The organism is Bacillus sp. SG-1 (assembly GCF_000181495.1).
Lineage (GTDB): Bacteria > Bacillota > Bacilli > Bacillales > Bacillaceae_B > Rossellomorea.
In genome coordinates this window covers 40,007-62,576 of sequence record NZ_ABCF01000004.1, presented here as the reverse complement: position 1 = coordinate 62,576, position 22,570 = coordinate 40,007, and the positions used below count along the sequence as shown (strand labels likewise).

At 41.1% G+C, this 22,570-nt stretch carries 23 protein-coding genes, 1 pseudogene and 1 riboswitch; of the genes and pseudogenes, 2 read left to right on the top strand and 22 right to left on the bottom strand.

Translation table 11 applies throughout. The features are described 5' to 3' along the window. Positions 1–558: 558 nt before the first annotated feature. The 6 genes and pseudogenes from BSG1_RS05485 to BSG1_RS05460 all read right to left on the bottom strand — a co-directional run bounded on the left by BSG1_RS05485 (position 559) and on the right by BSG1_RS05460 (position 5,632). Positions 559–1,050: a DUF2716 domain-containing protein gene (locus BSG1_RS05485; protein ID WP_006835932.1), complete on the bottom strand. Its 492-nt coding sequence runs from the start codon at positions 1,048–1,050 to the stop codon at positions 559–561. A gap of 45 nt (positions 1,051–1,095) precedes the next feature. Then, positions 1,096–2,108 (bottom strand): annotated as a pseudogene (locus BSG1_RS05480) (IS1595 family transposase). Positions 2,109–2,333: 225 nt separating this feature from the next. Continuing rightward, entirely contained in the window at positions 2,334–3,101 is a 768-nt protein-coding gene (locus BSG1_RS05475) for a 3-hydroxyacyl-CoA dehydrogenase (RefSeq protein ID WP_006835928.1), read from the bottom strand. Between the two features lie 334 nt (positions 3,102–3,435). Continuing rightward, positions 3,436–3,729: an OsmC family protein gene (locus BSG1_RS05470; RefSeq protein ID WP_006835926.1), complete on the bottom strand. Its 294-nt coding sequence runs from the start codon at positions 3,727–3,729 to the stop codon at positions 3,436–3,438. 401 nt (positions 3,730–4,130) lie between these two features. Beyond that, positions 4,131–5,219 carry an NAD(P)/FAD-dependent oxidoreductase gene (locus BSG1_RS05465; protein ID WP_006835925.1) on the bottom strand — a complete coding sequence of 363 codons (1,089 nt, stop codon included), beginning with the start codon at positions 5,217–5,219 and terminating at the stop codon, positions 4,131–4,133. A gap of 167 nt (positions 5,220–5,386) precedes the next feature. Beyond that, on the bottom strand, positions 5,387–5,632 hold the full coding sequence (locus BSG1_RS05460) for a stage VI sporulation protein F (protein WP_006835924.1): 246 nt from the start codon (positions 5,630–5,632) through the stop codon (positions 5,387–5,389). Between the two features lie 171 nt (positions 5,633–5,803). Here BSG1_RS05460 and BSG1_RS20155 point away from each other — a divergent pair, with 171 nt between their 5' ends. Beyond that, positions 5,804–6,085 carry a phospholipase gene (locus BSG1_RS20155; RefSeq protein ID WP_083802843.1) on the top strand — a complete coding sequence of 94 codons (282 nt, stop codon included), beginning with the start codon at positions 5,804–5,806 and terminating at the stop codon, positions 6,083–6,085. 450 nt (positions 6,086–6,535) lie between these two features. Here BSG1_RS20155 and BSG1_RS05450 read toward each other — a convergent pair whose 3' ends face one another. The 15 genes from BSG1_RS05450 to tenI form a co-directional block, all read right to left on the bottom strand. Then, positions 6,536–7,870, bottom strand: coding sequence for an APC family permease (locus BSG1_RS05450; protein ID WP_006835922.1), 1,335 nt, complete (start codon positions 7,868–7,870; stop codon positions 6,536–6,538). Next, on the bottom strand, positions 7,867–9,117 hold the full coding sequence (locus tag BSG1_RS05445) for a nitroreductase family protein (RefSeq protein WP_006835921.1): 1,251 nt from the start codon (positions 9,115–9,117) through the stop codon (positions 7,867–7,869). Before BSG1_RS05445 ends, BSG1_RS05450 begins: the two co-directional genes overlap by 4 nt. 483 nt (positions 9,118–9,600) lie before the next feature. Further along, entirely contained in the window at positions 9,601–10,125 is a 525-nt protein-coding gene (locus tag BSG1_RS05440) for a hypothetical protein (RefSeq protein WP_006835920.1), read from the bottom strand. Beyond that, on the bottom strand, positions 10,122–10,598 hold the full coding sequence (locus tag BSG1_RS05435; protein WP_006835919.1) for a hypothetical protein: 477 nt from the start codon (positions 10,596–10,598) through the stop codon (positions 10,122–10,124). Before BSG1_RS05435 ends, BSG1_RS05440 begins: the two co-directional genes overlap by 4 nt. A 217-nt stretch (positions 10,599–10,815) precedes the next feature. Further along, the gene (locus BSG1_RS19725) at positions 10,816–11,043 is read right to left on the bottom strand and encodes a GNAT family N-acetyltransferase (RefSeq protein ID WP_006835917.1); all 228 of its coding nucleotides are present in this window, start codon (positions 11,041–11,043) and stop codon (positions 10,816–10,818) included. Positions 11,044–11,346: 303 nt separating this feature from the next. Further along, positions 11,347–11,877, bottom strand: coding sequence for a peroxidase-related enzyme (locus tag BSG1_RS21635; protein WP_332248298.1), 531 nt, complete (start codon positions 11,875–11,877; stop codon positions 11,347–11,349). Positions 11,878–12,039: 162 nt separating this feature from the next. Then, entirely contained in the window at positions 12,040–12,666 is a 627-nt protein-coding gene (locus tag BSG1_RS05415; RefSeq protein WP_006835914.1) for a flavodoxin family protein, read from the bottom strand. A gap of 598 nt (positions 12,667–13,264) precedes the next feature. Further along, positions 13,265–15,202, bottom strand: a complete 1,938-nt coding sequence (gene thrS / locus BSG1_RS05410) for a threonine--tRNA ligase (protein WP_044022460.1) — start codon at positions 15,200–15,202, stop codon at positions 13,265–13,267. Between the two features lie 772 nt (positions 15,203–15,974). Beyond that, positions 15,975–16,307, bottom strand: coding sequence for an HIT domain-containing protein (locus BSG1_RS05405; RefSeq protein ID WP_006835910.1), 333 nt, complete (start codon positions 16,305–16,307; stop codon positions 15,975–15,977). Positions 16,308–16,312: 5 nt separating this feature from the next. Then, a complete protein-coding gene (locus BSG1_RS05400; RefSeq protein ID WP_044022459.1) occupies positions 16,313–16,528 on the bottom strand; it encodes a hypothetical protein in 216 nt (71 codons plus the stop codon). 184 nt (positions 16,529–16,712) lie between these two features. Next, entirely contained in the window at positions 16,713–17,732 is a 1,020-nt protein-coding gene (locus BSG1_RS05395; RefSeq protein WP_006835908.1) for a thiazole biosynthesis adenylyltransferase ThiF, read from the bottom strand. Beyond that, positions 17,729–18,496 (bottom strand): thiazole synthase, encoded by a 768-nt coding sequence (locus tag BSG1_RS05390; RefSeq protein ID WP_006835907.1) that lies wholly within the window; start codon positions 18,494–18,496, stop codon positions 17,729–17,731. The genes BSG1_RS05395 and BSG1_RS05390 overlap by 4 nt, the downstream gene beginning before the upstream one ends. A gap of 1 nt (position 18,497) precedes the next feature. Next, entirely contained in the window at positions 18,498–18,701 is a 204-nt protein-coding gene (gene thiS, locus BSG1_RS05385; RefSeq protein WP_006835906.1) for a sulfur carrier protein ThiS, read from the bottom strand. After that, complete coding sequence (gene thiO / locus BSG1_RS05380) at positions 18,698–19,849, bottom strand: glycine oxidase ThiO (RefSeq protein ID WP_006835905.1); 1,152 nt, start codon at positions 19,847–19,849, stop codon at positions 18,698–18,700. Before thiO ends, thiS begins: the two co-directional genes overlap by 4 nt. Continuing rightward, positions 19,833–20,459, bottom strand: coding sequence for a thiazole tautomerase TenI (tenI, locus tag BSG1_RS05375; RefSeq protein ID WP_006835904.1), 627 nt, complete (start codon positions 20,457–20,459; stop codon positions 19,833–19,835). Before tenI ends, thiO begins: the two co-directional genes overlap by 17 nt. A gap of 93 nt (positions 20,460–20,552) precedes the next feature. Beyond that, a riboswitch (TPP riboswitch) is annotated at positions 20,553–20,661 on the bottom strand. Between the two features lie 233 nt (positions 20,662–20,894). Here tenI and BSG1_RS05370 point away from each other — a divergent pair. Further along, entirely contained in the window at positions 20,895–21,458 is a 564-nt protein-coding gene (locus BSG1_RS05370; protein WP_006835903.1) for a glutathione peroxidase, read from the top strand. Positions 21,459–22,125: 667 nt separating this feature from the next. On the opposite strand, the gene BSG1_RS05365 is transcribed toward BSG1_RS05370, so the two are convergent. Then, complete coding sequence (locus BSG1_RS05365; protein WP_044022472.1) at positions 22,126–22,563, bottom strand: SRPBCC family protein; 438 nt, start codon at positions 22,561–22,563, stop codon at positions 22,126–22,128. Positions 22,564–22,570: the final 7 nt, after the last annotated feature.

The window sequence follows — 22,570 nt, the reverse complement described above, 5'->3', positions numbered from 1 at the left end:
AAAATTCAATCTCTTAATCTTATTATAAAGCTTATTGAGATAAAGGTACACGCTTGGACAGGAAAAGGCTGTAAAATTAATGAAAAAGCCTCTTTTTAAAGGCTTTATAGTATATGTATCGTGAAAGAATATAGTTGATTTCCGCTCCAGTCCGGGGGGCGGGCGGTGAGCCTTTTCAGCTGCGCTTGCGGGGTTACGTTCCAGTGGGTACGTAACCTCGGTCTCACCTGTCATCAAAAGTGGAAGCACCCCGTTCAGGCCCGACAGGCAAATGTTCCGATGAGAAGAAATGGTGAATTTTCCTTTTATTCTCTTTGGGTTATTTAACCCCGAGGGGCTGGGTGCTGGAGCTAGGCGACCGCAAGTCCCGCAGGAGGTCGTACACCTTCCACTCCAATCAATCAAAAGTTTTCGAATCAGTCCTATGTAAAAGGAAAACTGTTATATTTAAAACTACACATCCTCTGTTTATTCATTATCTAAGGCTCTGTTAAATAATAGTGTTGATTTTCTCAAAAGATAAGGGATCCAATTTGGGTCCTTAATAAAGGTAATGAATTAGCCCTGTCTTAAAATCTTACGAAACATTCTTGGCTTGTGTTTATCAAAAGCATTTATTAATTCTTTCCCAAATATAGTTATACTTCTTTCCCAAGGGTGTCCTAAATAGCCCCATTTAAAATCCTTCTGGATAAAGAAATAGTAATCACCATTTGGAAAGATTGGTATTGTCCATTCTCCGAATTCATCTTTTTCGAATTCTAAGCGTGGATTTACCCAATAACATTCGTGTTGCCAATCGAGTCCCAATATATATTCGTCAACTAATGTGGTCTCTTTAAATGCATCTAACGCTTTTTCTTCAAGGTCATCATAAGCATCTAAATCTGCCGAATCCCCGAAATAATCGGTAATATCATATGTTATAAAAGGATGCGGCACCTGAAATGACGGGAAAATAGAAATACTTGGTTCAAATTTAAAATCTCTATATATCCTGTCCCAAATTTGGTCGTACTCTTGGTCAGAAAACGGAACCCAGTTCTTCATTAAATAACCACCTTCCTTATTTAAGTACCTAAGCAGTTGACCATATTATAATTTGAAACCAGATAGTCTGAGTGTCCGATTCTTAACATTTGTTGTGAACAAGCAACTATCTATAATCATTTTGCTTACCGTTGTAGAATCGTTACGGATATTAGGTCCAAGAAATGAAACCAACTCAAATAATGGTCGAGGTATTTGGTTGCCACGCCATTAAAACGGTCCATCCAGCCTTTCAGACGACTATGATAGTTGTTAACATTTTGGATATGGTAGAGTCCTTTAACACGTTCCTTTCCATCAGATTTGAAAGGATAATGCTCTAAACCTTTGTCCTTTGCATAGGTTTTAAATGCCCGCCAAGCATCGGTACAAAGAATATTTGATTTGGATAGCTTGGAGCCAATTGCTTTATCTAATCGGGACTTTACAATACGCCCCTGACCTATCACTCTGGAATAAGTCAGTTTTTGACGGTCCCTGGCAATCAGCACACAAACTTGTTCTCTGCTGATTCCACGGAATTGAGAAGCATCGCCACGCTTGCGAGCTTTACGCCTATTTAAATTTCGTTTACCTTTTTCATAGTATAAGAAATAGGTTTCATCCATTTCAACAATACCAGAAAATTATTTAAAATCCATTTGTTTCAAAGCGGATAAAATCTTATGTCTCCAATAGAAAAGGGTGACATAGTGGACTTCAATCAGCTCAGATGCCTTGCGTAAAGAGTACCCTTCAATCATACACTGTAAAATCCAACCATTTGTGAGGAAGGTGCGACCCCCGTAAAGGGGTATTCGTAACATCAGTAAAAGTTTTACGGCAATCTTTACAGCGTTAACGCTGCCGTTCCATAGTTTTCATTCCTACTTTAACGGAATATTTTCCGAATCGGACAACATTATTCGAATGACAGTGAGTGCAGGTGTAGCCATCTTTATGTTTCTGCTCGGATACCTCTTTAAAAATCCAAGAGATTTTGTAAAAAACTCTTTCAAACGAAGTTGGTCTGCGGTATTAAGTTTTTGAATCTCCTTAATGATGTCCACTAACGCCATTTGAAACCACTCACTTTTGTCCGTATTTATATAAACATTACAGAACAACAGTTCTTTTTATTCTAATATTAATCATTTAACAGAGCCTTTTCTAAAAAAAGAAACCTTTCATATTAAGCAAAAGAAAGGACGAACATAGGTGATTCCGTCCTTTTCTTTTGCTTAAATTTTCACTATTTTCCTCGAGAACAGAACCTTATCGATTAACACTACAGTTTGTTCCATTTATTTCGGCTGCATGCGGATACCGCCGTCAAGCCGGATTGTTTCTCCATTCAACATAGGGTTTGTGATGATACTTTCAACGAGCAATGCGTATTCTGAAGGCTGCCCCAACCGCGGAGGGAAAGGGACCATTTTCCCGAGTGAGTCAATGGCTTCCGCCGGCAAGGACTCGAACATCGGTGTATGGAACAATCCAGGGGCAATCGTCATAACACGGATACCATAGGAAGCAAGTTCCCTTGCAATCGGAAGTGTCATTCCGACGATTCCACCTTTTGAGGCACTGTAAGCGGCCTGACCGATTTGCCCTTCAAATGCCGCTACCGAAGCTGTATTGATGATGACTCCCCTTTCACCATGCTCATTCGGCTCGTTTTTGGACATTTGATGTGAAGCAAGCCGGATAACATTGAACGATCCTATCAAATTGATGGAAATCACCTTAGTAAACAAATCGAGGGAATGGATTCCTTTGCGAGACAACAGCTTAGATGCAACACCGATGCCGGCGCAATTGACGACTGCATTAATGGAACCAAATGACTCTACAGCAATCTGAATGGCGTTCGTGACTTCCTTTTCACTTGTTACATCTGTCTTTACGAAAATAGCCTTTTCTCCCAATTCTCCAACTAATGATTGTCCTCTTTCTTCTGATAAATCCAATATTGCTGCCTTTCCGCCTTGCTTGATAATCTGTCTTACAGTCGATTCTCCCAATCCTGATGCTCCACCTGTTACAATTGCGATTGTTTCACTGACTTTCATTTATATGACCTCCTGTTTATACCTTCTTCTTTTATATCAAGCAAGAACTGTGCCAGGCGTGAAGTCAGTATATATTCCGCATGAGTGTGTCTGAAATGTACAGAAACCGGACACTTTGGACAACAGAATAGACGGTTTGTCACACAAAGGTTTACTCATTATAAAAGGCACGGACTCAAAGTCCATGCCTTTAGGTATTGTTATTCTTTTGTCCAATTAGGGATCATTTCAACGTCTGCAGCGACCATTGTTGTATAGATAGGACAGCGGGCATCTACAATTCGTTGCAATTCGTCAACTCGCTCTTGAGATTCACTTGTTTGCACCTTTGCATTTACAGTGATTTTCTTGAAATACGGGCGGACTCCCTCTTCCCCATCATTCCTCTAGGGTCGATATCACCGCTGACTTCAAAATCAATTCCTTGAAGGTCAAAATTGATTTCCTTTGCGACAAAATTAGCAATAGCATTTTCGCACCCAGCTAATGAAATCAGCAGGGTTGCCAACGGGTTGGCACCTTTATCAGTACCTCCCATGCTCGCTGGTTCATCAATGATTACTTTGTGTCCATGAGAAGTTCCTTCTGTGTACATTCCTTTAGAAAATGCTGTAATGTTTTCAATCATTCTTATCCACTCCTGTTAGTAATAGTTGTGTTGCCATCTATCAATAAAGCAAGCCGCCATAAGGCTATTTTTCGTATGAATTGTGCCGAATTGATTTCACTGCAGCTGTGCGACTCCGCGCGGCGTACGGTGAGCCTCCTCAGTTCGCTTGCGGGGTCTCAAATTTATACGAAAGCAACGTTATTAAAGAGGCAACTATTAATACATTCAAAGGTCTCTACCAACCAGTTGGTACAGAAAAACTATAACATGTCATTTTAACGAATACAATCCAAGAGTCCTCTGTTGTAATCCAGCTTACATTTTACCCTTCAAAAGCTATCTTAGAAAAAATAGGCAGCAAAATGAGCACAAGATGAAACCATTCTGCACGATTACTACCTATATCCTAATTAATAATCTTACCGGTTATATTGTTTAACAAAACGAGTATCAATCCGATTTTTGAGCATCCATGCCGGTTTGCCTGTGTAATATCGATTTCCATACATGGCAAAGCCCCGTTTATTCCCCAATGACAGAATGGATAAATACTTACTTTGAGGCTTATATAGAAGTCCCTCTCCGCTTTCAAAAAATCCCTTGATGTTTTCGTATAAAACCGGCCCCTGCTTAACTGCATATACACCGGCCTTATCTAAGTCAGGATAATGGACCATTGAAGCGCATTCTCCTGCTGCAAAGATAAATGGATACTGTTTTACCTGCAGGGTATCTTCAACCGCTATATAGCCTTTTGAATCTACAGGCAATTTGGACAGCCTGAATATATCAGGTGCTTTTGGCCCTGTTAACCAGATCAGTTCATCAAAAGAGAGATTTTCACCGCTCGACAAGTTAGCGGAGTGATTATCAAAGCTTGTGATCTCTTCATGTGTGCGCAGGTTAATATCCAGCTTGATCAATTCTTTTTCAATTGCCCTTGATATGTTCTCAGATTTTTGATTCAGCAGACGGCTTCCAGTTATCAAAGTAACCGGAGTGGGTATCCCATTCCTTCTTCGCCAGGCTGTAAGGGATGCACTGAGTTCAATCCCTGCCGCGCCGCCTCCCGCAATGACAACTTGTGTAGCTCTGCGTACAGTATCAATTGTATCGATAAACTTGTAGTTAGGCTTTATAGTATGAACATTGGATGCGGCACCTATCTTGTCAACACTTGCAGTCATAGAGCCTATGTCAAATGAGGCTGCATCGAAGTTGATGACTTCTCCTCCATCTGTCAAGGCGACTTTCTGGTTTGGATCCATAGATAGAACAGCCCCTTCGATCCAGTTAATGTTAGCAGATTCCGCCAGTTTTTGAAGGTTCACTCTGATATCATCCTGTGAGTATAGACCCTCTGTGTATCCAGAAAACATTCCTGAGTAATATTGATACTTTGAAGGGGAGATTAATGTAATACTTACGTCTTTTAATGGATGTTTCTGCAGCCTTTTTATCACATGCAGATGTGAGTGGCCTCCCCCAATTAATAAAAGCTTTTTCATTTGCAAACCCCTCTTTCTATTTCTCCTATAAGTCTACTGTTTATGTAACTATAAAAACAAATGATGTAGTTCATCTTTTCTGTATTATTTATTCTTGAAGTCTTGCAAAGTATAAGGTAAATGAACAAGGGGGGAATCCGAATGCATTCGGATCACCCCTTTTCAAATTATTTCTTCTTATTCATCATCTTTTGGATTTCATTCATATCCTTAGGTACTTTCCCGCTGGTGATTGCCTGTACAAGCATCTCTTCTTTTTCTCTGGAGACAGGTTTATTGGCCATTTGAGCCACTTTTTTAATCATGGTTCTGACTTGCTTTTCATCCTTGAAGTTCGTGTTCTGGAAGGACTGGGCAAGCTTCATGATGTCATCCATTTTAACGCCGGTCTTTTTTTCGAAATTACCAAACATGCTGGACCTCCTCTCAAAAGGGTTCTCTATGCATCCTATGTGAGAGGAAGGGGCCCTGTATCAACGGAAGTCCCGACTGTTATGAGATTTCCTTTCCTTTTAGGCTGTTGAACAAGCCATGATGTTTCTGTCGCATATCTTGTATTAAAGAGCTTATAAGGAGGAATAGTTATGCATTCCCCAGAGAGAAATCGAAGGAAATCCAATGGCTTTTGCCTTTTTCCGGGTTATAGATATTGCGGTCCTGGGTGCAGCGGTCCCGGATCCCCTGTCAATGCAGTTGATGCTGCCTGCAAGGTGCATGATGAATGTTACAGCCAGTATGGGCCCTGCTGTCATTGTGACCGTCAATTCATAGATAGTCTGAGGGATAAACTCCATGAAGATACACCGGAGGGCCGCCATGCGAGAATTATGTTTGCCTATATGAGACTTAAGACGTTGTTCTCTTGAGAAACGGAGTGTCTTTTGGTATTGGGCCAGTGAGAATTAAGAAAGTATGGGGTGTAGGTTCATTAAATGACTAAATGGGCCAATGAGAGTTGCGACTCTAAAGGGTGTTGGTCCATTAAATGGTTAAATGGGCCAGTGAGAGTTGCAAATTAAACGGGTGTTGGCCCATAAAATGGTTAAATGGGCCAATGAGAGTTGCGACTCTAAAGGGTGTTGGTCAATTAAATGGTTAAATGGGCCAATGAGAGTAACAAATCAAAGGGATATTGGTCCATTAAATGACTAAATGGGCCAATGAGAGTTACAAATCTGAGAGATGTTGGCCCATAAAATGATTCAACCTACATTTAAAACTAAATAAAGAGAATTACCCTTATAACAAAAACAAAACGCCCTGTATCAATACACAGGACGTTTTTGATGTGATTTAAGCATTGTAACCAAAAAATCTTATTTCCAGGCATTCTCTAATTGTGTTTTGTAATCAAACTGCTTGCTCTTTCCCTGTCTTCTGCCAAGCAGGAAAATTACGATTCCAACTGCAGTCCAGATGAGAAGAAGCTTGATGACAGAGAAAATCAATGTGTAACTGAAGAAAAGCAATACACTTAGAGAAAAGATACCACAGAATATGACCAAAGGCAGTTTCGGTTTAATGAGTGCTGTCTGGAACAAGGCTGGTCTGACAAACGGAAGTGCGATCATCGCGATTGCATGTCCGATGTACATCAGGAACATCCCTTGCAGAGCAACATTTAACAAGTAATCGAGAGTTCTTGTCCAGATAAGGGCCAGAACAATGATGGTGTTGATGGTAATCGCAATATGTGGAGTATTGAAGCGTTTGTTTACTTTTGCGATTCCTTCCGGGATGACACAGTCTTCCGCAAATGCAAACAACATTCTCGATACTACCATTACCAGGGAGTTCAAGGTGGTCGCAAATGCCATGATGATACCTGTCATGACAATCCATTTACCTCCAGCCGGCAGGTACACAGATGCTACGTCGAACATGGCACTCTGTGATTGAGCAAGCTGATCATATGGTACAACACCAAACGCGACAATCGAGATCAAGAAATAGATGACAACAGTTGCAAATGAACCGATCAGCATTGTTCTAGGCATTGCTTTTTGTGGGTCCTTCATTTCCCCTCCCGCCTGTGCCAGTTGCTCGAATCCGAAATAGGCAAAGAACAAGGATGGTAAAATCGCTACAAAACCGCTCCAGCCATTTGGCAGCATAGGTGAAAAGTTTTCAGTTTCGATAAAGAACACTCCAGGTACTACAAGCACAAGAATCGCTACAAAGAGAATTGCCGACATAACAAGTTGTACAACGCCGAACCACTTCACTCCGATAATATTCAAAAGGTAAAAGACCAGCAGCAAAGCTGTTGCTAAGATTGCCGTATTTCCTGCTCCGATAACACCTGAGATATAATCACCGAACGAAATGGCCATGATCGCCATTACACCCAGCAACGCAATGTACTGGAACCACATGAACAGGAAGCCTGCAAAGTAGTTATTGAACGTTCGGCTGATGTGGACATATGCTCCCCCAGGACTGTTCCCTAGCGGCGTACTCATAAAGATTAAGTATGCCAGAGCGGAACAAAGCAATACCGGCAAAAGCACAACATAGCCGAATGGCACAGAAGGTCCTGCCTGTGCTCCTGCTTCTCCTGTTACGACGAAGATACCGGAGCCGATCATTCCCCCTATCATCAAGGCATATCCATGCCATTTTCCTAATTCTCGTTTTAATCCGTTATTCATGATGCTTCACCTTCTCTTTCTGTCATTGTTGTCAAAATTTCTTCTAGTGGTTTTTTACCTATATTCGGCACTTCACAGTTTTCTGCAGGATATCCGACTGGAAGTACCACTATTGGCAATTCATTCTTAGGCCGCTTCAACAAGTCCCTTAAAAAGGTCATAGGACTCGGTGTATGGGTCAGCATACAAAGATTTGCGTGATGGATGGCGCTCATCAGGATACCTGTATTGACTGATGCTGATATGATCGGTCTAGTTTTATGGGAATAAATTGTTTCCCTGCCTTCACTGCTGTTCACCTTGAATCCGATGATTAAGAATGGAGCATCCGTCAGGTGGGCTTTTTCCCAGTTTGTACCGAGCGGCTTCAGGACATCCCTCCATTCTTCGGTAATCTTTTCTTCATAGAATTTCTTTTCTTCCTGTTCAGCTTTTTCCCTGATTAATCTCTTTGTTTCTGTGTTTGTGATAACAGCAAAACGGTAGGAATCCGGGAACGGACTTGACTCCAAGGACTGAAAGGCTTTTTGTATTAGAGTTCTGTCTATCCCGTCTATAGAAAAGTCCCTTACGTTACGTCGCTTTCGAATGCTGTGATAATAATCACCTGATAAAGGCGTTTCCCTGCTGTCTCCGGAGTCAGGAACAACAAGATCTACGTCAGAAACTATATGGTCTCCGGGCCGATGAACCGTTGAATTTGCCTCTTCTTCTGCAATTCCGATAGAAAAGAGCATGAATGGTTCTTCGTTGTCAGGGCGATGCAAAATCTTTGTTAAAGCTTTCACCGGTTTGTGAAGATTATAATGGAGGCCGGCTTGATTCAGTGCTGTAATAAAAAATCCGGCACAAATTCCAGCAGATTCATTTGGATAGTAGTGTTTTACTTTCACAGACTCCCCTGATTCATTCATCTCCACACCGTGTTTTTGCTTGAATAAGGCTACAAGAAATGGAGCAGTTTCAACAATTGTTTGATCCTCTGCTAATTCTTGTTTAACTATTTGCTTTATCTTTTCATCTGAGATGAGGATGAACGACCAAGGCTGCTGGTTGGCTCCAGACGGGGAAGTTCCTGCCGACAAGATTGCTCTTTTGACCACTTCTTCAGGCACATCTTTCTTAGAAAAAGATTTTACTTCCTTCCTAGGTTTCATCCCTCTCAGGAATTGTTCCAACTGCTCATGCTGTTGTTTTTCACCTAATCTTTCAAACTGTAATTTAATCATCTCGACTGCCAAAGCCATTTCTCTGCACCTCTATTATAAACGCTGTTTTCGATATTTAAGATAAGGTCTTTTTTCTTGAACAAGGTGAATTAGCTCTTTTCTTGCTTGCTTACCAGCATATTTTCTGTGAATAAGGTCATATTTTATGAAATCTATATTAAATAGCAACAAAGTTTAAGAAAAGAGCCTTTATAAAAGAATACAAAAAAGCCCTTCACCCATAAGGGACGAAGGAGCTCCGCGTTACCACCCTTGTTGATGGAAGATTGACCTTCCACCCACTTCATTGTGTGACAGTCTTTATGTACGATGTAATTCACTTGTAAGCTGCCTGAATTCACACCACCCATTCAGTCTCTGTAACTGCTTTCGCACGCTGCCATATATGTAATTTCAGCGAATTGCTTCTTTGCTTTAACGCTTTTATGCTTTTATGCAATAAAGTATATATAGACTATACATTGAACAGCGTTCCAGCGTCAAGAGGGAAATCCTATTTTTTTATGTTTTTATGACCTGCTTTATTTTCTGCTTTTGCTTGAACTCTGAAAGGATAAGGTTTGAGAAACCGATAAGTATAGTCTGGTTAAATAAATAAATGGGTATGGAATAGAACAGTTTGTATCCGTTTCGATAGTGAAATATTCCAGCCTTATGGGCAACCCATTCAACACAAATGGCAACTACGGTCCAGATAATGACGTAAAGGATGTTTTTCATACCGGTTATCTTAAACTTTTCATAGAAGTAGACAAAAAAGTATGCAAAAGGGCCATACATCACATATGAAATAAAATCGATCAATTGATAGTTTGACGTATCATTTACGTCATAAAAGTTAAAAGGATTGAGACTGATCGTATGGTCAAAAAACATACCGGAGGTGACTCCAAAAAGATAAATGGTAAGTAACAGCGGCAGTTCCATCCTCGGTTTTAAAAAAAATAAGGAAACAAAACTGAGGGCTAAAACGATGAGTATGAACCATTCATTTACATTAAATTGATGATCATAAATAACTGTCAAACGATCACCCTCTTCATGAGTCGTCTTATTAATTGATATGAAATAAAGGTGCTAGCGACCAGAAGCAGATTCGTACATGTTTGAAGCAGAAGGTTCCAATTATTATATCCTACCAATTCTGCTTTATGGCTCATCCATTCCAGGAGCAACAACAATACAGCACCAGTCGTTAGAATGGCTGATTTCACGATTTTTTTGTTCGTCATTAGTGTGATATTCAGCAGCAAAATGAAAAATATAGGCAGCATGAAGCTCCTGTACAGAATGAAGGCAATGAACAGATCTTTTTTGTTGGGCAACTGTATATATTCCAGGTTCAAACCTAATATGGAATAGTGGTTGCGCAGTAGGATCGCCTGAACCATAAAAACAAAGGCAGCTTCAATGAATAGGATCTTTTTCGGAAGGTAATATACAAAGACAGAAAACAACCAAGTGAGAATGATATATTGTGTAAGGACTATATTGGCCACTCCCTTTTTCTTGATTAGTCCTTAGTATTTGTAGAAACGGTGATTTTATCAAAAAACAAGAAAAAGCCACCAGTTCTGGTACTGGTGGCTACTCATTTGGCTGTTTTCGTTCTGTGAATTATGACTATATTGTTTTGAAATTTATAGTAATTAGCAACAAAGTTTAAAAAAAAGCCTTTCTTAAGTAAGATTTTTAGCCATAATGATGTTGGTAACTTCATAATCCAGTTTTCATACAGGTTTTTGCAACTTTGTTGTGGCCGAATACATACAATTCAATCTTAGTAAAATCTAATTCTTTAGCAATGGTTCCAATTTCTTTCATAGCTTGTTTGTCATGGCCTTTTCCCTGTTGGTCCGGATTAATATGAATGTCATAAATGTATCCTGTATCCTCAGGAATTTTGGCCAGCCAGATGGAGCCTGCTGCTGTATTCTCATCCAAAATTGTATAGAGATAATTATCTTCCGACTCTTCTCTGTTGGAAGCAGGCGCTCTAAATCTTTTATAGAGTTTTCAAATGCTTTTCATTCGACCAGTTTCCCGCCTTAGCCTTCTCTTTTGCATAATTGTGAACGGTTCTATTTAAATACAAATCAAACTCTTCTGATGTCTTGAATTGAAAATATTCTATTATTTCAATATGGGTTGAAATTCAAGAGAAGGCAGAATGTTACTGCCCCTTTACACAAAAAGGCTGCCTCAGTTCAGGGTGGGTTCATCCCCTGCTGAGACAGCTCTCTTTCATTATTGATCCTCGAGTTTCACCCCAAGACCTTCAGCCATACGATTGACAAAGTTGAAGTAGGAAGTGATTTGACAAACATCCAATATCTCATCATCACTGCAGCCGTTTTCTCTTAAAGTTTCAATATCAGCATCTTCAACACTATGCGGTTTTTTGGTCAACTTCACAGCGTAATCAAACATTGCTTTGGTTTTATTATCGAGCTCGAGTTTTCTATAGTCGCTTTTGAGTCCTTCAACCAAATGATCGTCTCTAGTCACGAGATGGAGCGCCGCCCCATGATGTTCCATTCAGTAAAAACATTCATTGGTTGCAGAGACCACGACAGCAATACTCTCCCTGGTTTTCCGGCTGAGCGGAGATTTACCAAACATAATGACCTTGTAGTAGTTCAGATGGGCATCTAAGGAATTCGGGTTCAGCGAATGCACTTTTAAAATGTTTGCCATTTTTCCATTGAAACGTTCATAGAGTTCTTTGAGTTTTCCTTCAGCTTCCTCTTCAGGAATCATTCTAATTCTGGATTCCATAGTTACACCTGCCTTCCCGCACTGTACTAAAAAGTTTACGGGAATGGTTATTTTCTGTCAATTCAGAATTCAAGGGGGGGTGATAGAATGTAGCGATCATTTCAATGTGAACTGCCTAAAAAAATGTAAAAACAGATCTTTTGCGCGCGTTCGCAGGGGCTATTATTCTACGACATTTCCTTCAGCAGGAATTGGCTGCTCTTTAAGAAGCCTAGCGAAATGAATCAGGTTATACGCCATGATCTTTGCATTTTGCATGGTGAATTCGTTTTCGCTGCCGTTGGCTTCAATGTAAGATGGGCCTGGACCGGCTTCTCCCACCCAATATGTATCCACATTCGGAGGTATTGTAAATCCAATATGAGAAAGTCCGTAGATGATGGAAGCAGATGCTTGTTTAGCTCCATCTTCATTTCCGGTGACAATGGCTCCACCCACTTTATTATAGTAAAGATACTGGCCTTTATCATTTGTAAAACTGCTTGCACCGTAAAGACGCTCAATCGCCAATGTCGCAATGCTGCTCTTTTCTCCCAGCCAAATAGGAGTTCCGATAACAAGGATATCTGCTTCTTTTACTTTTTCAAATATTTCAGGCCATTGATCTCCATCACCTGCATCTGCAGTGATTCCGTAAGAGATGGAGTATTCGCTCAGGCGTACTATTTCTGAAGAAACTCCTTCCTTATCCATAATATCAATGACATCATGCATGAGTGCTTCGGTATTGGACTGTTCCTTTCCGCCTTTTAAAGTGCAATTTAGAAACAATGCTTTAACCATTCTCATCTTCCTCTCTTTAATAAGGTGTATTTCCTGGTCCTCATCACCTATTCCCTTGTCATCATGCAGTTAAACAAGGGAATGGGTGTAGCAAACTATAATAAAGAAAAAGCTCTTTTCACAGACATTGTTGCTTTTGATATATATAGCTGCTTTCCCAGGTCCATGTAGGTGACCCCAAGGGCTTGGCGCCGTAACTGGACGTCCCGCACCTTCCACTTGAATCAACTGATATTCATTAATAAAATTCTCATAGTAAAAGATGTAAGGTAGATTAAACATCATGTTGTCTTTACAGGATGTCCATTGTTTATCAGCTTGGAGGGATTTCATTTTCTAAAAGAAAAGAAAATTGAATTCACGCGGGCGAGTACATCAACGATTTCTGCTAGCAGCGTGTGGTGGGGAATCTTCACTACTGGGAATTTTGCAGAGCTTAGTAGGCTAACGGGGAATAATGGATTGGTTGTATAACCGGAAAAGGTCTAGGAGCACAGCCCGCGGGCAAAGAATGCACAAAGAATGCAAAAGCAGAGTGTTGGCAGTATCAATTAAAAAAAGGGTATGAGCGTGGAATCGACTGGCATACCCTTTTAAAAGTTGGTTAGTACTCACTGTGAGCCAAACTAAGACTTTTATCTCTTATTTGTTGTTTTACTCTGGCAATAAACTCTTCCAGCTTTTCCTCTTGAGAATTCTGTTCTCCATAACTTCTCACATTCACTGTCTGACTCTCCTGCTCCTTATCCCCCACTACTAAGATATATGGAGCTTTTTTCATTTGAGCTTCTCTTATTTTATATCCAAGTTTTTCTTCTCTCAGGTCACATTCCACACGAAGGCCTTCCTCTTTCAATCGGCTTCTGATTTCTTCACAATATTGACCGTGATGCCTTTTTGATACCGGAATCACACTTACCTGCAATGGTGAAAGCCAAACCGGGAATGCACCGGCAAAGTGCTCGATCAGGATACCGAGGAAACGGTCAATTGAACCAAAAACAGCACGGTGGATGACGACTGGCCTTACCTTTTGGTTATTTTCATCAATGTAGTGAAGTTCGAATTTCTCAGGCATCTGGAAATCAAGCTGTACAGTTGCGCATTGGTGGCTCCGTTTCAAAGCGTCTTTGATATGGATATCAATTTTCGGTCCATAGAAGGCCCCATCTCCTTCATTAATAGAAAAACTGTAACCTAATTTAGTTAAGACATTTTTGAGTGAGCCTTCTGCTTTGTCCCAAAGAGCTTCTTCTCCCATGTAATCTTCCGGCCGAGTTGAGAGCTCAATATCATAATTAAAGCCAAAAGTACGGTAAACATGATCAATCAGCTTTAGAGCGGAAGTGATTTCCTCTTCAATTTGATCGGGAGTAACAAAAATATGGGCGTCATCCTGACAGAAAGTCCTCACTCTTAACATGCCGTTCAATGCCCCGCTGAACTCATGGCGATGAACCTGCCCGAATTCAGCCATTCTAATGGGAAGATCGCGATACGAATGGAGTTTATCTTTAAAGATCAGCATATGTCCCGGACAGTTCATCGGTTTAAGGGCAAAGCTCTGATCGTCCACTTCGGAAAAATACATATTTTCCTTATAATGCTCCCAATGGCCCGATTGCTCCCAAAGCTTGCGGTTCATCATGATGGGTGTACGTACTTCCTCATAGTCAAAGGAATTCTGAATCTGTCTTAAAAAGGACTCCAGTTCATTTCGGATCTTTTGGCCGTTATTTAAATAAAATGGCATTCCGGGAGCTTCTTCAGAGAACATGAACAACTCCAACTCGTTACCGAGCTTACGATGGTTCCGTTTTTGTGCTTCCTCAAGGAAGAGGAAATACTCATCCAATTCTTCCTGTGAAGGGAAAGCGACACCGTAAACACGCTGCAGGACCTTGTTATTGCTGTCTCCCCGCCAGTACGCTCCTGACACATGAGTTAACTTGAAGGCTTTGACCATTCCAGTTGATGGAAGATGCGGCCCTCTGCATAAGTCAACAAATTCGCCTTGCCTGTATACAGAGAGTGTTTCATCCTCTGGAATATCCTCAATTAATTCCACTTTCAATGGATCTGAGGAAAACAGGGATTCGGCCTCTTTTCTGGATAGTTCTTCCCGACTTATCGGATGGTTTTCAGAGATGATATTCTTCATTTCCTTTTCAATCTCCACCAAATCAGATTGAGAAAGACTCTTTTCGAGGTCTAAATCGTAATAAAAACCGTTGTCAATGACAGGACCAACGCCTAGTTGGACGTTTCCATACAAACGTTGCACCGCTTGAGCGAGGATATGGGCGGCGCTGTGTCTCATCATCTTCACCCCTTCTTCTGATTGCAAGGACAGTAGTTCAATTGAGGCATCTTCTTCAATCCTCCTGTTCAAATCAAACAGAACTCCATTCACTTTGCCCCCTGCCGATCTTTTCTTCAAGCTGGGGCTGATCGATTGAGCAATTTCAGCCAGTGAAACTCCTGCCGGGTAATTTTTTTCTTTTCCGTCTGGAAACTTGATGATGATTTCCTTGTGTGCCATGTTCATCCCACTCCCACATAATTTAGTAAATAAAAAACACACCCATCCCTGTAAAAAGGGACGAGTGTGTGTTGGCCCGTGGTTCCACCCAGCTTCCCGCCAAATGAAATGGCGGCTTCGTTTCGCTTTATCGCAGCTTCTGCGGCATTGGTTACTAGCGGGTTCACCAACACGGCTCAAAGGCGGTAAGTGTTCTCTTCTGCGTTGGGAAGCTTTCAGCCTGGCCTTCCCTCTCTGTGAACCGGTAAGAAAAACTCATGTCCTTGTCATCACTTTGTTTTATTTAATTTTTGAAAATAAAAAACACACCCATCCCTGTAAAAGGGACGAGTGTGCTTTGGACCCGTGGTTCCACCCAGCTTCCCGCCAATAGTGAAACTTGGCAGCTTTAGGTGCTTTATCGCAGCAGTACGGTATTGAATACTGGGATTTCATCAATACAACTCCAAGGCGGTAAGTATTTTCTCAGGGTTGGGAAGTTTGCAGCCGTGGCTTCCCTCTCTGTGAACCGGATAGAAAAAACTCATGTCCTTATCAACGTTTTTCTTATAAATTTTGTATTAATATATAGCATATTCTCAGTGAAGTCAACCTGATTCTTTAAAAAAACACCTTTTTATCCAGAATATTCATTATATTATCAGTATGTTCAAAGAATATTTTTATCTTAGGTATCCTTTTACATTAATGTAGAGGTATTGTGACTCAATACTCCAAGGGAAAATCACAAAAAGAAAACATCCGGCAGTACTTAATCTCCTGATGTCAGAAACTAATTGTTCAATGGGTCTCCCGTCACGATATGCCAGTGAAGGTGTTTTGAATCCTGGTATTCACCCATGTTGGTTATCACTTTGCAGGAGCCATGTTTTTCTGTTACCTCTGCAGCAACTTCTTTGATGACAAGCATGAGTTCCAGCAGCAAAGAATGGTCACTTTCTTCCAGGGTGATCAGGGAAGAGATATGTTTCTTTGGGATGGCTACGATATGTACAGGATAGAATGGTTTAGTATGGTGATAAGCCAATACATCTTCTGTTTCTTTCACTTTATCTACTTCTGTGTTTCCACTTAAAACTTCATCACAATAAAAATCATTTGTCATGTTATTTACCTTTCCCTTCTTGCAGGATATAGTACTGGTTTCATCAGAAGGAGTCCGCCGCCGCTAAAGGCCATGATAATAAATAAAATGAGGATATCAAGGCTATGGAACGATACAAGTTCATGTGTTGAACGGCTCACATGGAAAAGTCTGATCACAATTCCTATAAATGTTGAAACAAGCATCAAAAGCAGGACGGTTCTTTTTTGGTTAGTAGTCAAATCTATCCTCTCCTTCTCAATATTCACTATTTAGACGAGTATTGGCAAGGAATTGTTTCATTGATTGACAAAATTTTCAGAGAAGATTTTATTATGTAAGTGAAAAGTGATTTTCTGCTAAATAAGAATTATAGAAAAAACCGTGCTCCATAATGGAAACACGGTTCTATTTACTTTCGAGTTTTTATCCTAAATAGCGGTGATAAACCTTTTTAGCTTCAGTAATATCTTTGATTCCATGGATGAGTACACGCCCATCTTTGAAAACGACTAAACGATGATTTGAAGTTTCATAGGAAAGCAGAAAAGGATTCCTTTCTACTTTTCCACCGGTCTTCGCCAGCATGTCAGCCAGCTTCTCCAGGTTTCTTTCTCCCTTTGTCTGCGGCCGTATTTGAACCGTGTTCCTTCCACAGAGCACAGCAGCTTTCGTTTGGTTTTCATAGCTGAGGAATGGATAAGTTGGTTTGCTTCCACAGGAAAGGCATCCCGGTTTTTTTAAACTTGCTGCTGAAATGGCTGATTGCTGATTCTGCCATAAATCAAAGGTGATAAGCTTCTTTCTGATTTTGTCATGGTCCCCGACAAGCAGCTTCAACACTTCAACGGTCTGGTAACTGACAACCATGCCCACTGCCGGACTGATGATCCCTGCTGTATCGCATGTGGCACCACCGAGCGGCACACTTTCAAGCAGGCAGTGCAAACAAGGGGTCTCTCCAGGGACAATCGTATAGCAGATGCCATAGCTGCCGACACAAGCACCGTATATCCACGGGATGCTGAATTTCTGTGAGATATCATTGATGATCATCCGGGTGTCAAAGTTATCGGTGGCATCCAAAATGACATCGACATCCCTGTGGAGATTTTCCAATTCCTGAACTCCGGCATCCGCTACAATTGCTTCTATGGTGATGGAGGAATTAATCTGCCTTAATCTTTTCTGTGCAGCGGCAGCCTTTGGGATGCGTTCGGCTGCATCCTGTTCTGTATACAGCTGTTGGCGCTGGAGGTTGCTCCATTCAACATAATCCCTGTCAATGATGGTCACCTTGCCGACGCCAGCACGAACTAGTGCTTCTGCATTTCCGCTTCCGAGGGCTCCTGCGCCGACAATCAGTACATGTTTTTCAGAAAGCTTTCTCTGGCCTTCCGTGCCTATTTTGCTGAATAGTTCTTGTCTCGAATAACGGTCGTTCAAACAGTGCTCATCCCTTCCATTGGACTGCTTGCGGTTGCATAGCGCTTCTTAGGAATCCTGCCGGCTTCATACCCGAGTCTTCCTGCTTCAATGGCCAGTTTCATTGCTTCTGCCATCTTTACTGGATCATTTGCAGCAGAAACGGCAGTATTCAATAGCACACCATCAGCTCCGAGTTCCATCGCATAAGCGGCATCCGCCGGTGACCCGATTCCTGCATCCACGATGACCGGCACTGTTGCTTGCTCAATGATAAAACTCAAATTGAGCGGGTTAATGATCCCTTGGCCTGAACCGATTGGAGATGCTCCCGGCATAATCGCATGAGCACCCATTTCCTGAAGCCTTTTCGCAAGAAGGACATCATCAGAGGTATATGGAAGTACGGTAAAGCCTTCTTTTAAAAGTTCCTCTGTTGCTTTCAATGTTTCAATCGGATCCGGCAGGAGTGTTTTGAAGTCTCCGATTACTTCCACCTTGATCATGTCACATAAGCCGGAAGCTCTGGCAAGTTTTGCGGTCCGAACAGCCTCTTCAGCTGTTTTGGCTCCTGCTGTATTCGGAAGCAGGGTGTATTTTTCAATGTCCAGCTTTTCAAGGAAATTGGGCTGGTTCGGTTCGAAAATATTCATTCTCCGCACCGAAAAGGTCAGCACTTCCGTTTCAGAAACATCGACCGCCCTCTTTTGAATATCAAAGTCAGGGTATTTCCCCGTACCTAACAACAATCTTGATTGAAATTCATAAGAACCAATTTTCAACATATCATCCGCCTCCTACAAAATGTACGATTTCTACTACATCGCCATTGGCCAGTTTTACTTCTGCATGTTTGCTTTTTTCAAGTATCTCCTTGTTCAGCTCGACAATGGCGACTTTTTGATCTAACTGAAAATAGGAAAGAAGATCTTCCACTGTCTTCACTGAGTCATCAACCTGGACTTCATCACTGTTTATAATTAAGTTCATCTGTATCCCTCCTGAGATGTGGTCGCTGTTTTTCGATCAATTTTAAAAGATTCATAGAGTTTGAGCTCTTCCCCTGTAGCCTGATTGTCAATCATATCGGAGATCATCTTCCCGGTTATCGGGCTCAGCAGGATGCCGTTACGATAGTGGCCTGCTGCGATGAACAGTCCCCGGCATTCGGGGTGAGGACCGATATAAGGGAGTCCATCACCGCTCTGCGGTCGTATGCCAGCCCAGGCTTTTTCCCATTTGGCGTATTGGATATCGGGAATCAGTGAAATCGCTTTCTCCAACAAACGGGAAATCCCTTCTAATGAAACGCTTTTGTCGAAACTATTGAGATAGCTTGTTGCCCCAACAATGAGCCTTCCGTCTTTTTTCGGGACGATATAGCAGCCCTTGTCAGAAAAAACAGTTGAACGAATAAGAGGTTTCAAGGGAATGACCGAAAAACACTCCCCCTTAACGGGAATTATGTCCAGTGAGATCCCAGTCTTCTTGATCAGTTTCCCTGCCCACGCTCCATTGGTGATTACAACCGTTTCGGCATAAAAGTTTCCTTGGCTCGTCTTGACCCCATTTATCCTCTGCCCTTTATAAAGGACATCTTCCACTTCGCTGTACTCAAAGATGTCAGCACCATAGGCTGCAGCACCTTGAAGAAAAGCCTGTGAAAGTTGAGGGGCCATTACTTGTCCATCGTTTGGAATGAACATACCTCCCGCTAGATTATGTGAAAGTGCTGATTCCTGCTTAAGAAGCTCTCCCTGAGTCAGCCATGTCACTTCCGGATCCCATCCTGTATGATAGTCCACTTGTGTTTTTAAATTTTCAACATCTCCGGTAGATTCGGCGACCTTTAACATTCCTTTGTTGATCAGGCCTGTATGTACTCCGGTCAGCTCCTCTAATTCTTTAATCAACACCGGAAACATGCTCCTGCTTTTTAGCGCCAGCTTCAGTAAGGAATCGCTTTCATCGATTTCTGCCTGTGCACCCAGCATCCCTGCAGCAGCACTGGATGCTTCGCAGCCGGGTTTCCCTTTTTCTAAAATGACGACCTTCTTCCCTTGTTTCGACTGTTGATAGGCGACAGAACTGCCGATGATTCCCCCACCGACAATGATCACATCATAAAAATTGTTCATGGAATATCAACTCCAGGTGGTTTTGATAGTCGATTGCTGCCTTAACCGGATCCACTGCATCAAAAATTCCGGACATCACCGCAATACCGGAACATCCTTTTTGAATAACCTCCCTGGCATTTGAAGGCAGTATCCCCCCAATGGCAATTACAGGGATAGTAACGTTTGAGATCAATTGTGTTAGTTCGTCCAATCCTCTTGGTGTTAGCCCTTTTTTGGATGAGGTCGGATAGACATGGCCAAACAAGATATAGTCAGCTCCCTCTTCCTCTGCTTCAACGGCTTCCAACAAGGAGTGTACAGACTTCCCGATTGAGAGCCTGGAAAAGGACTCCTTCACCACATTCACAGGCAGGCTGTGATAGCCCAGTTGTACGGGGCAGATTCCTAAAGCCGCTGCAACGTCAACCCGGTTGTTGATAATGATCTGGTCAGCCGGGATTCCAAAGTCTATCATTTTTTTGCCTAATTCATAGATTTCTCTTGCTGTTTTTGTGTGCTCTCTGATATGTATGGCCTCCACATGAGGACTGATGTCCAGGCAGATTGAAGCGGTCTCCTCAATGGATTTCTTTCCTGTGGTGACAGCATGCAGAACAGGTTTTTTCATAGAAAACTCCCTTTTAGCAAACTATAAATCATTAAAAAAGCCGCCTCCCTGATTGCACGGGAAGGCGGCTTGAGTGATTTTTTGAAATATTCAATCATTCAGACTACACTTCCCTCCGCTAGTATGAACTAGATCAGGTTCAAAGGGTCTTAAAGTAGTACACTTTAATCTCAGCCTTTAAAAGGCTCCCCCAGTGGTTTTGCTCGGCTATTTATTTATATGCATTCTAACATATGATTTATGTTTATCAAACTATTTTTATAGAAATTTTTCCAAAAGAAACCGGTTTTTGTGTCCTTGTTTGATTATATCGGGTAAGTCTTGAATATAAATATTTTTAATTCAAGACAAATCTGTTGAAACTATGTATCATTAATGTATAATAAATGTATTGCTTTTTACATAGTAATATTTAACTACACAGGAGGAAGACATATGAGCATTTATAACTACTCAGCTACTGCGATGAATGGACAGGAAAAATCACTGGAAGAATATAAAGGGAAAATCGTACTAATCGTCAATACTGCAGGAAGGTGCGGCTTCACTTATCAATATGAAGATCTTCAAAAACTGTATGACCGCTATAAAGATAAAGATTTCGTTATTTTAGGTTTTCCATGCAATCAGTTTGATAACCAGGAGCCTGATACAAATGATCAAATCCAAAACAGCTGCCTACTGAACTACGGAGTTAATTTTCCTTTATTCCAAAAAATTGATGTTCGTGATAAAAACATGCATCCTTTATTTGATTATTTGACACATCAAAAATCTTTTGAAGGATTCAATAAGTTCCACCCTGTTGCGAAAATTCTAATCCCGCTTTTGAATACAAAACATCCTGAATACCTGACAGATGACTACTCCATCAAATGGAACTTCACTAAGTTTCTGATCGATGGCAACGGAGAAGTGGTAAAACGATTTGAATGTACGACCGATCCAATTGATATGGAACTGGATATTGAGAATTTGCTGGCCGCTGCTGCGGTGTAAGCATAAGAAAACGGACAAGTCCTGACTTGTCCATTTTGCTTGTTTTTGAATGATCGTCCTGTGATTGGGACATCATTTTTAGGTATTTGAGTAATGATGCCCAAAAAGTGTGGGGTTTAGGACATGATTTTCATAGAATCATAGAAATGATGTATAAATAAAGCATTTATTAGGACATCATTTTCAGATATTGGGGTAATGATGCCCAAAAAGTGTGAGGATTAAGACATGATTTTCATAGAATCATAGAAATGATGTATGAATAAAGCATTTATTAGGACATCATTTTCAGATATTTGAGTAATGATGCCCTAAAAGTGTGGGGATTAGTACATGATTTTCATAGAATCATAGAAATGATGTATGAATAAAGCATTTATTAGGACATCATTTTCAGGTATTTGGGTAATGATGCCCTAAAAGTGTGGGGATTAGTACATGATTTTCATAGAATCATAAGAATGATGTATGAATAGAGAAGTTATTAGGACATCATTTACGGCATATCGGATTTTCATGTCAATATTCTCCCCTATAAAAGATGCAGAAACATTTTATATACCTTTTCCGGCCGGATGACAAATGCATCCTGAGGAGGAACCCTATTGCCTTGCACTCTCATTGATAACTGGGTTACATGATTTTTCCTCCTCTGCCTGTTTAGTAATCAGCTATGTACAAGCGACGCTCTTAGAGAGTTGACTCCGTTTTCAGTATAGGCTTTCAAACAGGTTAACATGTAGACCCATCCTTCTTTCTGGCCTAGCATTCTCTCTAAATCGGGATTTTCTCCAAAACCGGATTCGGTTACGCGGATAACAGTTGAATCTTTTTCCTGCTCCTCAAGCTTGATGGTAACGGTTGTGGGCTGTTCAGGGTCTCCCCATGTGAATACAATTTTGGCAGGATCCACAACCTCCAATATATTCACTATTCCTTCTGCATTATATTCATCATATCGCCATGTAATGGTTTTTCCTTCTTCTATTCTCCCCGATCCTGAAGAAAACCAATAATTAGACATTTGCTCTGGATTGATTAATGCTTGGAATACTTCTGAGGCTGGCCTTTGGATTTTCATGGCCGTTGTTAAACTTTTTCCCATTTTGAAA

Excerpts from the sequence above, each read along its gene's own strand:
- BSG1_RS05485 (WP_006835932.1), bottom strand. The coding sequence starts at position 1,050 with ATGAAGAACTGGGTTCCGTTTTCTGACCAAGAGTACGACCAAATTTGG.
- BSG1_RS05475 (WP_006835928.1), bottom strand. The coding sequence starts at position 3,101 with ATGAAAGTCAGTGAAACAATCGCAATTGTAACAGGTGGAGCATCAGGA.
- BSG1_RS05470 (WP_006835926.1), bottom strand. The coding sequence starts at position 3,729 with ATGATTGAAAACATTACAGCATTTTCTAAAGGAATGTACACAGAAGGA.
- BSG1_RS05465 (WP_006835925.1), bottom strand. The coding sequence starts at position 5,219 with ATGAAAAAGCTTTTATTAATTGGGGGAGGCCACTCACATCTGCATGTG.
- BSG1_RS05460 (WP_006835924.1), bottom strand. The coding sequence starts at position 5,632 with ATGTTTGGTAATTTCGAAAAAAAGACCGGCGTTAAAATGGATGACATC.
- BSG1_RS20155 (WP_083802843.1), top strand. The coding sequence starts at position 5,804 with ATGCATTCCCCAGAGAGAAATCGAAGGAAATCCAATGGCTTTTGCCTT.
- BSG1_RS05450 (WP_006835922.1), bottom strand. The coding sequence starts at position 7,870 with ATGAATAACGGATTAAAACGAGAATTAGGAAAATGGCATGGATATGCC.
- BSG1_RS05445 (WP_006835921.1), bottom strand. The coding sequence starts at position 9,117 with ATGGCTTTGGCAGTCGAGATGATTAAATTACAGTTTGAAAGATTAGGT.
- BSG1_RS05415 (WP_006835914.1), bottom strand. The coding sequence starts at position 12,666 with ATGAGAATGGTTAAAGCATTGTTTCTAAATTGCACTTTAAAAGGCGGA.
- thrS (WP_044022460.1), bottom strand. The coding sequence starts at position 15,202 with ATGGCACACAAGGAAATCATCATCAAGTTTCCAGACGGAAAAGAAAAA.
- BSG1_RS05405 (WP_006835910.1), bottom strand. The coding sequence starts at position 16,307 with ATGACAAATGATTTTTATTGTGATGAAGTTTTAAGTGGAAACACAGAA.
- BSG1_RS05390 (WP_006835907.1), bottom strand. The coding sequence starts at position 18,496 with ATGTTGAAAATTGGTTCTTATGAATTTCAATCAAGATTGTTGTTAGGT.
- thiS (WP_006835906.1), bottom strand. The coding sequence starts at position 18,701 with ATGAACTTAATTATAAACAGTGATGAAGTCCAGGTTGATGACTCAGTG.
- thiO (WP_006835905.1), bottom strand. The coding sequence starts at position 19,849 with ATGAACAATTTTTATGATGTGATCATTGTCGGTGGGGGAATCATCGGC.
- tenI (WP_006835904.1), bottom strand. The coding sequence starts at position 20,459 with ATGAAAAAACCTGTTCTGCATGCTGTCACCACAGGAAAGAAATCCATT.
- BSG1_RS05370 (WP_006835903.1), top strand. The coding sequence starts at position 20,895 with ATGAGCATTTATAACTACTCAGCTACTGCGATGAATGGACAGGAAAAA.
- BSG1_RS05365 (WP_044022472.1), bottom strand. The coding sequence starts at position 22,563 with ATGGGAAAAAGTTTAACAACGGCCATGAAAATCCAAAGGCCAGCCTCA.